The 15,311-nt window shown below is 60.2% G+C and carries 8 protein-coding genes; 2 read left to right on the top strand and 6 right to left on the bottom strand.

Annotated elements, in window-relative coordinates:
- Positions 1–42 precede the first annotated feature (42 nt).
- The 6 genes from P8L30_12665 to P8L30_12690 form a co-directional block, all read right to left on the bottom strand.
- Positions 43–801: a sulfite exporter TauE/SafE family protein gene (locus P8L30_12665; protein MDG2241047.1), complete on the bottom strand. Its 759-nt coding sequence runs from the start codon at positions 799–801 to the stop codon at positions 43–45.
- A 750-nt stretch (positions 802–1,551) separates the two neighbouring features.
- A complete protein-coding gene (locus P8L30_12670) occupies positions 1,552–2,754 on the bottom strand; it encodes a type II secretion system F family protein (protein MDG2241048.1) in 1,203 nt (400 codons plus the stop codon).
- Positions 2,755–2,779: 25 nt separating this feature from the next.
- Positions 2,780–3,901 (bottom strand): type IV pilus twitching motility protein PilT, encoded by a 1,122-nt coding sequence (locus P8L30_12675; GenBank protein MDG2241049.1) that lies wholly within the window; start codon positions 3,899–3,901, stop codon positions 2,780–2,782.
- Between the two features lie 35 nt (positions 3,902–3,936).
- The gene (gene pilB, locus P8L30_12680) at positions 3,937–5,661 is read right to left on the bottom strand and encodes a type IV-A pilus assembly ATPase PilB (GenBank protein ID MDG2241050.1); all 1,725 of its coding nucleotides are present in this window, start codon (positions 5,659–5,661) and stop codon (positions 3,937–3,939) included.
- 157 nt (positions 5,662–5,818) lie between these two features.
- Entirely contained in the window at positions 5,819–6,466 is a 648-nt protein-coding gene (locus P8L30_12685) for a ComEA family DNA-binding protein (GenBank protein MDG2241051.1), read from the bottom strand.
- Positions 6,467–6,519: 53 nt separating this feature from the next.
- Entirely contained in the window at positions 6,520–12,624 is a 6,105-nt protein-coding gene (locus tag P8L30_12690) for a hypothetical protein (GenBank protein MDG2241052.1), read from the bottom strand.
- Positions 12,625–12,774: 150 nt separating this feature from the next.
- Here P8L30_12690 and P8L30_12695 point away from each other — a divergent pair, with 150 nt between their 5' ends.
- Both P8L30_12695 and P8L30_12700 read left to right on the top strand, forming a co-directional pair.
- Positions 12,775–14,226 (top strand): LptF/LptG family permease, encoded by a 1,452-nt coding sequence (locus tag P8L30_12695; protein MDG2241053.1) that lies wholly within the window; start codon positions 12,775–12,777, stop codon positions 14,224–14,226.
- Positions 14,223–15,293 carry an LptF/LptG family permease gene (locus P8L30_12700; GenBank protein MDG2241054.1) on the top strand — a complete coding sequence of 357 codons (1,071 nt, stop codon included), beginning with the start codon at positions 14,223–14,225 and terminating at the stop codon, positions 15,291–15,293. Before P8L30_12695 ends, P8L30_12700 begins: the two co-directional genes overlap by 4 nt.
- Positions 15,294–15,311: the final 18 nt, after the last annotated feature.

Raw genomic sequence — 15,311 nt, forward strand, 5'->3', positions numbered from 1 at the left:
GGGGAGGGTCGCTTGCGGCGCTCCCCCCTTTGTGCTTCCCGGTCACTCGAAAAAGAGCAAGCGGACCGCAAAGAGGACGATCATCACGGTCACGATGGCCCGCACCCATTTCTGGCCCGTGAGTACCTGCAAGTGCACACCCAGCAGGCCGCCTAGAAACGTGCCGCCGGCCAGACTGAAGCCCATTACCCAGTTCACTTGACCACTCATCGCAAAAACCGCGAGCGCCAGTGGGGTGAAGCTGAGTACCAACGCCACCTTGAACGCGTTGCCCTTGATCAGGTCTAGACCCACGGCGGATGTCACAGCCAGAGTCACGAAGCCAAGACCGGCCTGGATGAAGCCGCCATACGCGCCAACGCCGAAGAAGATGATGCGGAACACCCAGGCGCGTCGGCCTGTCGGGACGGGTGCGTCATGATCCGGTCCCGGCAACTCTGGCCGCCAGAACGTCGCCGCCGCGGCGAGCACCATCACAACAACCAACACCCGTTGAAACGCCAAGTCCCCAGCCCGGACAGCTCCAAAGGTGCCGAGGCCAGCCCCGAGAAGGGCCGGAAGAATCGCGAACTTCAGCCAATGGACCGGAATCAAGTCCCTCCGGTGAAAGCTGCTGGCCGCACCCATGTTCTGAATCAGGATCGCGACCCGGTTGGTCCCATTCGCTACAGTTGGCGGCAGCCCCAAGAAAATCAGGACCGGCAACATCAGGAGAGAGCCGCCCCCCGCGATGGTATTGATCGTCCCGCCAACGAAGCCAACGAGGAGCAAGATCAGGGCTGTGACAAGGCTTTCGGACACGGGTTACTCCGGAGGAATCCAGCAGCGCCGTAGGGTCGCACGGGTCTTCATCGGCGTCTAGGGGCCGGGGAACTTCACAACCCTTTTCATCGCAGTGCTGTCCATCGATCGAGAAACAAACCCTATCGATTCAAGAGTGCACCGATGTCTCCGAAAAAAAGATTCTCAAAGAGCTCCAGCAGAGCTTCCAGACGAACGGCGGCGATCACTTCACCCGACCGGGTACGATTTGGGATTTCACCCAAGAACCCGACAAGGATCAGAAGGCCGTGAACGAGCTCCTCTCGCCCGCCTTCGGGAAGGGCATAAAGACGACGAAGGAAACATGGTCGTGGCCATCAACACCGCTCGGCTGCCAGAAGTCAAAAAGGAACTGCGGCCGATATGAGCACACCCGGCGATCTGGGCCGCACTCGTCGTCGCAGGGTTGGGCTTCGCGGCCCAGAGCTTTCGTGCCTTTCCTGCGGGGCGGCGGGTGTGCGCCCCAATGCCGGAGCTCAGATCTTGCCTCAGTCACGAAAGTCAACGTGACCTCAAGGGCGACTGGTGCCCTGGCGCTGAGTGGATTCCTTCCCGGACCGTGCCCACACGTCAGGGCACTCCGACATCGGAGACCCTCCACGTGGTATCGACGCGAGGGAGAGGAAGATGTATGAAGATGCGGCACCTCCAGGCCTCGAACGAAAAGACCCTCCACGAGGCCGAGCGGCCGCATGGAGGGTCTCCGATTTCGGTGTGATGCGAAAGCGTCTACTGCACAGCGTTGATCATGTCGAAGATAGGCAGGTACATGGCGACAATCATGCCACCAACGACGACACCCAACACAACGATCATGATCGGCTCCAACGCAGCCAACAGCGCCTCGACCGCCGTGTCTACTTCATCATCATAGAAATCAGCGACTCGGCTGAGCATCTCGTCCAGACCACCGGTCTGCTCGCCGACGTTGATCATCTGCACCACCATTGGCGGGAACACGCCTGATTCCTTCAGTGGCCCGGCTATGGTCTCACCACCAGCGATAGACGCTCGCGAACCCATAACAGCGTCGTGAATGACTCGGTTACCCGCGGTCTTCGCGGTAATTTCAAGCCCCTCCAGAATCGACACACCGGACGAAACCAGCGTCCCCAGCGTACGCGTGAAGCGTGACACTGCCGCCTTGCGCTGGAGATCCCCCAATACCGGCGCGGCGAGCAGGAGTCGATCGATGAACAAGTTTCCGGCGTCCGTCTGATAGAACTGACGGATGCCGATGGTTCCCCCAATGACTCCCGCCAAACACGCCCACCAATAGGCCTGCAGGAACGCCGACATTCCGATCACGACACGCGTCGGGAGCGGGAGCGGGATTCCAGCCGACTCGAACATCGCCTGGAAGGTGGGGATCACGAAGATGAGCAGAATCACGATCGCGCCACCGGCGACCGAGAAGATCACGGCAGGGTAGATCATGGCTCCTTTGATCTTCCGAACTAGCGCATCGTTCTTCTCGAGGAACGTCGCGAGGCGCAGCAGAATGGTGTCCAGAATACCACCGGCCTCACCAGCCATCACCATGTTCACAAACAGTTCGGTGAACACCTTCGGGTGTTGACCCATCGCGTCCGCGAGGGTCTGACCCGACTCAACGTTGTAAAGAACCTCACCAATCGTCTTTCGCATGGCTGGGTTTTCGGTCTGTTCGGCAAGAATGTCCAAACTCTGGACGAGCGGAAGACCGGCGTTGATCATCGTCGCGAACTGGCGCGTGAAGATGACGATGTCCCGGGTCGTGATCCCCGTCCCGAACGTGATGTTGAACTCTTTTGATTTCTCGCGAACGGAAACCGGGATCATCTTCTGCTTATGCAGATGCGCTAAGACGGCGTCCTTGGTCGGGAGACTAATTTCCCCGGACTGCATATCCCCACCCGATGCTGGGCGTGCGCTGTAAGCAAATGTCGGCACCTAGCTGTACCTCCCCTTGGGCTCGTTATCCGCCCGAAGGCGACTCACCAACGGCTCGCATGAATTCGTTAGGCTCACCGGAGCGTTTAAGCGCTTCGTCCAGAGTGACCTCGCCCTGCATATAGAGCACCTGCAGCGAATCGTTCATCGTTTGCATGCCATGTTTCTTTCCCGCCTGCATGAGCGAGTAGACCTGGTGGACCTTGTCGTCCCGGATCAGCGCTCGGATGGCAGGCGTGCAGATCATAACCTCGCTTGCGCACACCCGACCCTTCCCCTTCGCCTTGTGCAGCAGCGTCTGCGTGACGACTCCCTCCAGTACAAAAGATAGCTGCGTTCGGACCTGAGACTGTTGGTGCGCCGGAAAAGCGTCCACGATGCGGTTGATGGACTCGGCCGCGGAATTCGTGTGAAGCGTGGCAAGGACCAGGTGGCCAGTCTCCGCAATCGTCAGCGCCGCCGAGATCGTCTCTAGGTCCCGCATCTCACCGATGAGCACGACATCCGGGTCCTGCCGAAGCGCGTACTTGAGCGCAGAGGTGAAGCTCTCTGTGTCAGCCCCAATTTCCCGCTGGTTAACCATGCAGTTCTTGTGATGATGGACGAACTCGATCGGGTCCTCGATGGTGATGATGTGACCCCTTCGCTCCTTGTTCACCTTGTCGAGCATCGCAGCGAGCGTCGTCGACTTACCACTCCCCGTCGCTCCCGTGACCAATACCAGCCCACGCGGACGTTCGGCGAGTTGACTCACCACCGGCGGCATCCCGAGCTTGTCCAGCGTCACGATCTCGTAAGGGATTTGCCGGATGGCCATCGCCACGCAGCCGCGCTGCTTGTACACGTTCCCCCGGAACCGCGAGAGGTTCTGGACGCCGAATGAGAAGTCGAGATCACCCTCGACTTCGAACTTCTTCTTCTGATTTTCGGTCAGAATCGAGTACGAGAGCGACAGCGTGTCCTTAGGGGTCAGAACCTGACGGCTCTTGGACTTGGTCAGATCTCCATCGACCCGAATCATGACCGGGTCCCCGACCGTGATGTGCAGATCGGACGCACCGCGCTGAATCATCTCTTGAAGCAAGACTCGAAGACTGAGTTCTTGCTGTTGTGGCTGCTGTCCCTCCGGAGCGGCCGGCTGGTTCATTCAGCGGTCCTTTCTAGTCTGTGAAGCACCGGAGTCTAGTCATCCGAAGCGGTGGTTTCTTTGATCAACTCTTCCATTGTGGTGACGCCCCTTTCGACCTTCTTCATGCCGTCTTCACGAAGCGTCAGCATGCCCTCTGACTGCGCGAGCAGCCGGATGTCGTCCGTCCCCATCTCCTTCATGATGGCCTTCCGAAGAGGCGAGGACATGATCATGACCTCGTAGAAGCCACAGCGGCCCTTGTATCCAATGCCGCCGCACTCCTTGCAGCCCTCACCTCTCATGAAGGTCTGCTTCTTCGCCCAATCCAACGGGACCTTGGCCGACTCGAAGTAGTCGTCGTCGTACGTGACCTCGACCCTACAGCTCTTGCAGATTCTCCGAGCGAGTCGCTGAGCCGTCAGGAGGTTCAGCGCGGACGCAACGTTGAAGGGTTCAAGACCCATATCAATGAGCCGCGTTATGGTGGACGGCGTGTCGTTCGTGTGAAGCGTCGACAACACCAAGTGACCCGTCAGGGCGGCCTTAATTGCGATGCCGCCCGTCTCCAGGTCACGAATCTCACCCAGCATGATGATGTTCGGATCTTGCCGCAGGAACGCCTTGAGCGCCGCGGCAAACGTCATGCCGACCTGGTCACGCACCAACACCTGATTGATCCCGTAGAGGTTGAACTCGACCGGATCCTCAGCGGTCATGATGTTCGTGTCGATCGTGTTGATCTGTGACATCGCCGAGTACAGCGTGGTCGTCTTGCCGGAACCCGTAGGGCCGGTCACGAGGACCATGCCGTACGGCCGGCCAATCGCCCACAGGAAGTCTTCCTCAGCCTTTTTTTCGAAGCCGAAGGTGGTCAGATCGAAGGTCAGGTTCCCCTTATCGAGAATACGGAGAACGATCTTCTCACCGAAAATCACGGGCAAGACCGAGACGCGGAAGTCGACCACCTTGTTCTTCATCTTCAGCTTGATGCGCCCGTCCTGAGGCACCCGCCGCTCAGCGATGTTGAGATCCGCGAGAATCTTCACACGTGATGTCAGAGCCGCCTTCATCTTGTAGGGAGGCTTCATGACCTCCATCAAGGAACCATCAACCCGGTACCGGATTCGGATCTCTGACTCGAACGGCTCAATGTGAATATCGGATACGCCCTTCAGAACCGCGTCGGTCAAAAGGCCGTTGATGAACTTTACGACCGGGGCAGAGTCGATTTCCGCCGCGAGGGCATTGTACGCCTCGTCGCCCTCCTCTTCCTCGATGATCTCGACGTCCTCATCACCCCAGGTGTCGAGCAGGTTGGCCATCTCCTCGTCATCTGATTTCCCGAAGTACTCCTCAAGGTGCTTCTTGAGCGTGTACTCTCCTACGATGACCGGCTCGATTTCGAGCTTCGTGATGAACTTCAAGTCATCGATGGCCGAGAAGTCGGTGGGGTTCGCCATCGCCACCGTAAGCATCCGGCCCACGCGCCGGAGCGGAAGCACCATGTGCTTCAGAGCCACATCGCCCGGGATGAGCTTCAGGATCTTCTCGTCAACCGTGACCTTGTCGAGGTCCACGGCCGGGACGCGGTACTGCTTGGAGAGCATCCGAGTCAGTTCTTCTTCCTGAACAAACCCGAGATGCACTAATGCGTACCCGATGCGGTGGCCCTCGGTCTTCGCTACTGCCAGGCTCTCTCTCAGCTGTTCTTCAGTGATCAGTCCTTCACGGACGAACAAGTCGCCAAGACGGATCTCTTGAGCGCCCTTTGCTGCCATTGGCAATCAGTTCCTGCTGCGGGGGACCGAGGATCGACTGAAGTCGCACCTACCAGCGTACACAATACGGCTCGATACCGCCTCCCTACAAGGGATGAAAGTCCTCCGAAATCAAGAAAAGACAAGCGAGACGAACCACCCGGGACCCTTTGTGATGTCACGGCGACCGTCCGACTCGTACCAGCCCCTTGAGACGCGAAACGGTGGAAGGACCGACGCCCCGGACGCGGACCAGAGCTTCGACCGACCGGAACCGGTGTTTCCGCCGTTCAGCCAAGATTCGCGACGCCAACGCGGGCCCAATTCCTGGAAGGCTGGTGAGCGCCGCCGAATCCGCGCGATTCAGATCGATCTTCTGCACCACAGAGGACACCGGGAGACGCATACTGCGTGAATTCCGCAGGCGGCCGCCCCCTCGGTCAGCGAGTCTCACAAAAGGGCGAACCTTCGCGAGGGTCCCTTGGCCCACTCCAGAAACTCGGACGAGATCTTCCACACTTAAGAAGGGGCCGTCACGCTCCCGCTCGGCGACGATTTCAGCAGCAGTGCCCGCCCCGACCCCGGGCAATCGATCGAGTTCGATCTCAGACGCCAGATTGGGGTCGAGCCACTCACCTTCCTCGAACCCCCGGCTCCGAGCCCGCTCCTCTCCCAACGAGGCCCGGCTCGAGTCGATGAGTTGGTCGATCCGAGCGGGCTCAGAGACCAGAGGCTCGCTTGTGGGTCGAGCCGCAACCCAACGAAAGACACTAACCGTCAGGAGGAAAAGGGCAGTCCTACGAAGGGCACGCGTTTCAGAATCCATCCGACAGAGTCGTTACTCAAGCCGCTGAATTCCATGCCTGGATGGGCCGACGGCTATCGGATGGGAAGCACCCCGGCGGAGAACTGCAGCTCACCGAAGAGCATCAATTGGAATTGGGTCGAACCGGTCCGCTGGCCCACGAACGATTGACGGTCGTCAAAACTCATTTGGACACCAACTGCGAACCCGCCGATACTCGTGTCCATAGACAGATTTACAGTCTTACTGATCTGGTCCACGAACGGGACACATTCCAAACGACCGGTCGTGGAGCGACAGTCGCGCTCGGAGCGGTAAAGCCCCAACAGCGAGAGCCGAATCGGACGATCGAGGTGACCCGCCAATCCCCACGGAGGCACAAATTGGGAACTCACCGTGATGCGATGACTCGTCTCGTCTCGCTCGGTGTCACCCGTGGGATCAGTGCCCCGCCCTTCCCTGAGCTGCGCCTGATATCCGGTGACCAGCGTCCCAAGCCAGGAGATCGAGATGCTGATGGGTATGTCGACAGCCTCCTCGAAACGCCGTTGAAGACCAAGGCCACCGAAATCCGTGGACCGTTCTGTACGAACGTAGCCCGAGGACAGGGTCACGCTGCGCATCCCTGTCATCTCCGGCATGTTCAGCGGGGGTAATTGAGCCCGGACATCAGGCCACCGTCGTTGCTGTATCTGTCGGTCGCTGCGGGTATCTAGAGTTACCGCATCCGTCCGGTTGTACGCGGCAGTGACATTCAAGCCACCAGGCAGCGTCGCTCCCGAAGACGCCGTCCACGTGGAGCGATCCGTCAGCGTCGCTGCTGTGTCGCCCGCGATGACGCGGAAGTCGTCTATCGAGCCCAGGCCGAACTGATACCCCGCGCCGGGGTTCACAGGATCGCGACTAAAACGAGACACGATCCCGTCAGCGTAGGTGACATTGATTGGACGCACCGCTCCGAGTGCGGACCTCAGCTGCGCCACCCCCGCAGTCTCTGTATCAAGAGCTGGACCCAACCACGCCTCCGCCAATCGAGCGGGACTGACCGCGATTGAGGCTCTCCAGTCCCTTTGTCCGCTGGCATTCCGTGTGAGGCTTAGCGTCGTATCCGTTTCCTCGACTCGTCTCTCCACGAAGTTCGTGTTCCGCGCGGACCGGTACTGTGTGGTCCAACTGAAGTCGTTGGTGACCCATGAGATGATCGATGGTCGGAATCCGACCCGGGAGATGAGGGAGCGGTTCGTCTCCCACCCCCAATCAAGGCCAGCTGCGTGGAATCTCTGGGCATCGATCAACGCCTGAACTCCCACATCGGAAACAGCCTCCTGGGCAGGGAGAATGTCGCGAATGGACAAGAATGTGAGGTCCGCCGTAAGCGGACTCAGCGGACGAAAGCGCGCGTCAGCCGCGGTCTGGAAGGCCTCTCTGGGAGCCCGGGTCACCAACGCGAGCGAGTCATCCGGATGGGAGATGATTCGGTCGAACCGGAGAATCCGATTGTCGAGTCGCGAATAGCTGGTTCCAACAGATACCCTCTCCGGTGTGAGCCTGAGACGCGACCCAAGAATCTTGTCCTCCAGGAAACCGGGGAGAAGGGTGCGAACGGTGCCCTCTGCGAAATCTGGGATGATGGAGACCTCCCTCCTCTCTGGTTCATGCGCCCAGGACAAGCCAGCCTCTACGCCGTCGGTGTCGTATTCGGTGGTCACCGAGGAGCCTGCCGTCGACGCATACGACAGTCGAGCTCCGAGTCCATCCATGAGAAGCCCCACCCATGGGTTGGGGGATTCCGTCCGTTTTCTGAAGGACACCCCGACACGAGTCTGGCGAGACTCGGTGGCACGAAGGTCTCGGAGTTGGTCGGCGCGGACATCGGAATTCGCCAAGAAACGCGGCGCCTGTGACGACCGGTCATGGTCCAATGTCACCGGCATGTCGACGCCCCACCCCGACGGCATCCACCGGTCCAAGGCGAGTTCTGAACTCAGATTGACATTTCGGTCATTCTGGTACGTCGGCTCATCCCGGAGCTGCCGGAAGAAGGCCCCACGACTCGTCACGCTCAGACGCGACGACAGCACCCCTCCCCCATCCAGTTCCACGTCGAACGAGGTCGCCAGTCCCGCATCACGAACCGATCGTCCCAGCCTGAGTTCGTCGACCCACACCTCTCCAGATATGGAGGCAAAGCCTTCATTCCAAATCCCGAGGGAAATTTCTCGGACCGCTGCGAGATTGGGTGCGCGTCCGCGGTCGCGCAGCACCACCGCGTAGGTGGAGTCCGATGCCCAAACGGTGATCGGCGGATCGCCTGGGCCAGGCGGGCTGAGTAGGAGCGACTCTTCCGCTCGCTGCCGAAGATCGAACCACTCACCGAAGTCAATATGGACTTCAGGCAACCAATCACCCGGAGTCACCCCGGCCGGGTTCGAAGGCGGCTGGAGCGGAGTTCGGAACAAATAGAAATTCTCTTCGTCGCTCCCAACCTTGAGATAGAAATAGTGCGGACGATCAGGTCCGAAATCACCGTCTCGCGGCACGACCCACATGCGCGCCTCTCGGTACGCCAGAAAATTGCGGGGTCGCTGAGGGAAGCGATGGTAGACCTCCGCACGAGCGCCCGGCGCGACATCTTCGAACGTGATGCCGAGCGACTTCTCGTTGAACTCGATGCCCTGCCCTGAGATCGCGATCGTGGGGTCTACCAGTTCCTCTAGAACTCCAGGAGGCGACGCGTAGGACTCGCCCTCTGTCACACGCGAAACCGTCGAGACCTCCATGCGGCCGAATCCAGACAGCGTGTCTCCGACGATTCCGTCCAAAACACCTTCTCCGGATCGCTTGATCCAGCGCGACCCCACGAGTCGCATTCGGGCGATCTGGAGACGCTGATTCCGAGCGCCGGCCAGTGTGAAACGCATGTGACGGACGGCACGCATGTCGGATTCGCTGAACGCGCCGCCGACCTCGACCGAACCGGCACCCCGCAATGGGATGCGGTAGAGCTGGAAGTCGGTACCCGTCTCTTGCCTGGTTCGAGCGAGAAACGGTGAGGAGCCATCCAAACGCACGACGTAGCGGAGGTGGCGTTCCTGAAAGTCGGGGTTGCCGTCCTGATCCAGGTCTTCGCTGTCCTGTCGCCCGTTACCCCGTGTGCAGTTCGAGCGTGGATCCCCGATTCGATAGATCTGAGCACGCTGGCCCTCGCAGCTCTCGCCCCAAACACCCCGCCGGTCGGCCTCATCACTCCAGATCTCACCTTTTCGCGGATCCGCTTCCTGGTCGAGGATGCCCAACCCCCATGCTTCCCCATCGTCCATGCGTGTACCGCTGGTTTGCCCAAGCGAGTCCACAAAGAAGGCATCTTCGCTAACGGTCCCAAGGTCGAGCACGAGCGTGAGTTCATCCGCACCGGAAGCATAGAATTCGATGAACTCGGTCTTCGTCATGTCGAGGCCGTTTCGAGACAGCGACGTCGTCATCGACCTCCACGACGGACCCTCGACGAGACCCTGCCCGAAGGAGAGGATCATCCCTGGTTCTCGAATCTCCGAACCGGCGACGCGGATCTGCCGGTCGATATCCATGCGGGGGAAGAAGCCCTCATGGACACCTACGCTGTCCCCGAGCACGGACTCGACCACCCAAGAATGTTGCCAAGCCAGAGGAACGGATGTCGAACCGTTCAGGGCGGGGGGAAGTACAGACTGCGCCCCGACACGCGACGTCGGGGCACTTCCTGTGACCCAACTGGAGGAAAGCAGTGAAACCGGAAGTTGAGACGCGGCATCAAAGTCATCCAAGAAGGCGCGGTCGGACGTATTCGGGTTGGGCAGAGAAACCGCGAACTCCCCGGCAATGGAAAGGGATGTCTCCCCATCGAAGCGAAGCCCTGGAAGCCCGTCCAAGACACGATCGAACCACTCGACCGGGGCCTGATACGACCCGCTGACACCTCCCAAGAGCGTGGCGCCAGGCTCGGTGCCCAGAACGGGTCGAGTCACCACCGAACGCTCCGACCGATACAAGCCGAGAACATCGATCCCGCCGCGGCCAAACAAGTCGACATGACTGCGCATGCCAAAGACTTGCGTAGGTGAGACCTGAAACAAGGAACGCTGCTCCCAAGTCGCCCGCACCGAGGCGTTGGGGTTGGACGCGAAGAGCTGTTCCGCCTCCAAGAGCGTGACCTGACCCACGTCGTAGTCGATTTGATAGTCGACTCCCGAACTCAGGAGGCGCTCCCCCAAGAAGATCCGCTCGCTTCCGTCTCGAATGCCAAAGGCACCCAAGGAGAACGACGAAATGACGCCTTGGCTGCGCAATCGATAGGCTAGTGTCAACCTGAATCGCCCACCGTTGTCGCGCTCGAAGGGATCGTCCTCCACGTAGATCCGGTCGTTCGCGTCATCCGCGAGCACCTGTGCAGTCTCAAGCTCGGTGAGTCCCAAGGAGGGCAGCGGAGGCGGCTCGGCGAATGGGCGGAGTGTGGGAAAAATGACAAAGGTCCCCTGCACCGTCGGCTGAGCGTCGAAGAACTCGTCGCCAGGGGAATACACGAAGGACTCGTCGAGGTCATCGGCTGGAGCCTCTTCATCCAGTCCGAGCAGCCGTAGGAACGTCAAGTCCTCCCCGGTGGGCCCACGCTTAAACGTCCGCCCCGCCGACGGCTCGCCGAGCGAGATCGTGAGGTCGACCGATCCTGGCTCGACGTCTGGCGAGCCGGACACCCGATAGACCTGGTGCATTTCCTGGTCCCACGTCGGTTGCCCCGGCTGGTGATTGGCGCCCGATGCCTTGAGCAACCGTAACTGTGGCCGTCCACCGGCGTTGTGAATCCGCTCAGGATTGTAGTCCCCCACGGTGTCGCCGACCGCCGTGATATAGGTGACACCCAGCATTTCGTCGCGTGAGAGGGGCGCACGAAGCGCCAGCCACAGCCCGCTCGGGTGTACGAAATAGTCGAGGCCGGGCTGCAGGTACCTGAACCAACCGGATTCCGTGGTAGTGACGCCATCTCGCTCCGCCGTCACATCCGCCTGGATGAAGCCTTCCACCTGCTGTTGGAAGGCCGGATCGTCCTCGAAGCGGTACAGCTGAATCGGCTCAGTTCCTGGGGATACACCAACCGGCGCGTGGGACGGGTCGAGCGAGAGAACGTCGACGTGCGGATAGTCCTCGATGTCTTCGGGGTCGATGAGGAAGAAGAACTGTCCACGAACGTAGTCCGCGTCGTCCAAGACGAGTGTGTCTTCCTGCACGAACGCACGCTGATCACCCAGACCCGTCAGCTGGAAGACACGCGAATTCAGGTCTCCGCGTTGCTGTGCCCAGACTGCCTGGAACTCCATGGGGCCGAGCTGCCCGTCCGCCTGGAAACCGAAATTCCCGGCCGGGATACCTTCGGTGAGAAAGCGCGACCGGGGCAGGTTGAACGTCACGTCACCCACTTCTAACCGGCGGAGTATGTCATCTTCCCCGCCTTCGTAGAAGATGTTGATACGGTTGGCAGCGTCGAATTCGCGGCTCTGGTCGAAATCGACATCGACTCGAACCCGGTCGGCGATCGTGCCATCCATCTGCACGCCGAACCGCGCGTCCGGCGTAAGTTGAGGTATGAGGTTGGGATTACAACTGACCTTGAACTGATTGTCGCATGGCTGGAACCGGGTCCAATCCCCCCCGAGTTCCATCCGACTCGTGACGTTCAACGCCAAGTCGGCATACTCCGTCCGGAAGCGCGGTGAGCCACCCTGTGCCTGCGGATTCGCGAACGCAGCTTCGCGCGGGCTGATGGGCCGCGGCGGTAAGAACGCATCGACTCCGAGCTCCCCAGTCCGGCGGCCTGCTGCTACCCAACGGACCACTTCGGACGAAAGCGACGCAGAAGCCAGAGTCCCGCCCGGCCATCGAGCACCGAACACCCACGGGCGCTGCCGTGAACCGACGCCGCCGTCGCTGACGGGGAGACGGGTCATACCCAACCGCACATGAGGTTCTTCAGCCGTCGCGGTGAGTCCGATGCGCACCGAGACTGGAAGCTCGGAAAGGTCCCTCCTGAGAATGGAATCGCGGGACGCTTGTCGAACCTGGAGCGTCTCCACAGATGCCCCTCTCGCACCCTCAACCCACAAGGGCGAGAGCGTGGCAGCGATCAGAATCAGTAGGAGTTTCGACACGCGTCAGATCAACCGACGAACAGAGTGACGAAAAAGGGTGTAGGGAGTGACGACAATCAAACGCAGTGCCTTGAGCAGTGCGGTCGCAGCCGGCTAGCTTCCGGTTCCCTGAAGACCCGAAAAAGGAAAGTCTGTGACGCAAAGATGCGCATGAGTGTAATCACGAGGTACCTGGTAAGGGTCCACATCGGCCCCTTCCTGTTCGCGCTGTCTGCGCTGACCGCGTTGATCTTCTTGAACGCGGTTGCCCAGCGTGTGGAAGGGCTCGTTGGCAAAGGGCTCCCGTGGACGGTGGTGGTCGAGTTCCTGGTCCTCTCCTTACCTCATACGATCGCTTTGTCCCTCCCTATCTCCGTGTTGGCCGCGGTGTTGTACGGATTCAGCGAACTCACTTCGGCGAATGAGATCACCGCCATATCTGCGAGCGGAGTCCGCCCGTCTCGTGTCATGGTGCCGATGTTGTGCATGGGACTGGTCATGACCGGTGTCATGCTCTTCTTCAATGACCAAGTCCTCCCTGAGTCGAACCATCGGTTAAAAAACCTCATGGTAGACATCGGTCGCAAGAGCCCGACCTTAGAATGGCGCGAGCAAGTCGTGAATGAAATCAGGGCCGACGCCGGTCTCAACACGTACTTCCTCACCGCTGACCGTATCGATGCGGTCACCAACACGCTCGAAGAAGTCACGATTTTCGACGCCAACAACCCTATTCGCCGCCGGACGACCTATGCGGCCCGCGGGGAGATGGCCTTCAACGAAGCCAAGACGGACCTCTATCTCACGCTCTACGATGGCGTCGTGCACGAGGTACAGAGCGATCGGATTGGAGGCTTTCAGCAGCTCTACTTTGAAAAGCAGATCGTGCCGTTGCGAGGCGTCGGCAACGAACTCGCCCGACGCCTAGGTGGCACTGACCGTGGAGATCGGGAGATGGGCTTCGCGATGTTGTTGGAGAACGCCGCTGAACGCGAAGCCGAACTCGATTCGGTTCATGCAGAGATGCGCGACAAGTCGATGCAGGCGCTTCGGCTGGCCCTCGGGCTCGAGTCCGCCGAGGACTCGGCAGTTATCAACACGGTTCGAACCCAACAAGCGCGAGGCCAGATCGCTGTCATAGGGAATGGGGCTTCCCTACTTGCCCAAGATCCTGTGACTCAAGACGTCGTAATCACGGCCCGCACCCGAGCCTCACGCGGTGAAGCCCTCCGTCAAACGGCAGGCCGGTACAGGGTCGAAATTCATAAAAAGGCAGCCATCGCGGTGGCATGTTTGATCTTCACCCTCTTGGCGCCTCCGCTGGCGATCCGCTTCCCGACGGGCGGGATCGGCATGGTAGTGGCCGCATCGAGTGGAATCACGGCGATCTATTGGGCGGGTCTAATCGGCGGAGAGACGCTCGCCGACCGGGGTGTGGCAGGTCCCGCGGTAACGATGTGGCTCACGAACTTCGTCTTCCTGATCGTAGGCCTCTATTTAGTCGCGCGAATGAGTCGGGCTGGCGGTTCACTACGTAGTGGAGCATTCGAGGCGATGACCGAACGAATGCGTGCGAGGCTCCCCGGCCGACGTGATGTCTCCACCGCGGACGTGCCAGGATGATCCGAATCCTCGACCGCCTGGTGGTCGGAACGTTCTTCAAGACGTTCTTCCTGTGCCTATCGGCATCTCCCGTTCTGTTCGTGATTGGCGATATCACAGAGAATCTCGACGACTACATCGATCGTGGGCTCACCGGCATGGAAGTGAGCCTGGCCTACATGTATCAGATGCCGCTCTTCATCCGCTGGTCATTTCCGATCGCGACGCTGCTCGCCACGGTCTTTACCATCCACGGGATGACCATGCACCGAGAGCTCGTGGCTGCCAAAGCGGGCGGAATCTCGTTCCACCGTGTCGTCGCCCCACTCGTGATCATCGGTGTTCTCCTGACGGGTGTCGCCTTGTTCATTACGGAGATCGAGCCTCGCGGAAACCGCATAGCAGCTCAGATCCTCCGCCGTGAGTCCCCGGGTCGTACGTTCCGGTCTGACTTCGTTTATAAGTCCGAGAGCGGACTCACCTGGCAGGTCGGGCGACTCACCGCGAACGATGGTCGCATGAATACCGTGGTGATCGAACGGCCTCCCTCGGAGGGCCGGGCAGGTCTTCATGTCCTGGCCGAAGCAGCTCGGTGGGACTCCATCGATGGCTGGACACTCGAACGAGGTTACCTCCGGACCCTAGCCCCCGACTCGACTGAGGCGTCGGTTGAGTTCGAGAAGCTCCGCATGGCCGGTATCGTGGAAAGGCCAGAAGAACTCCTGGAGGCACCGCGCGAACCGGACGAAATGACGTACGCAGAAATCGACCACTTTGCAGACATCATCCAACGCACCGGGGGCAACGCCAAGGAACTTCTGGTGAAAAAGGAGCAGAAGATCTCTTTGGCTGTGGCGACTCTTGTCGTGATTTTGTTCGGTGGCCCTCTGGCGACGAGCAGCAACCGTGGCGGTGCAGCCTACGGCATTGGGGTCTCACTCGGGACCGTCATCCTGTACCTCATGATGTTCAAGATCTCCGGAGCACTCGGCGAAGCCGGGGCAGTCTCGGCGACGACCGCCGCGTGGCTACCCAACGTGCTCTTCCTCGGTGGCGCCACGGTACTGCTCCTCCGGGTGCGGACCTAAGAGTTCTCGCGCCGCTCT

It is taken from the genome of Longimicrobiales bacterium, assembly GCA_029245345.1.
Lineage (GTDB): Bacteria > Gemmatimonadota > Gemmatimonadetes > Longimicrobiales > Gaopeijiaceae > CALFPJ01.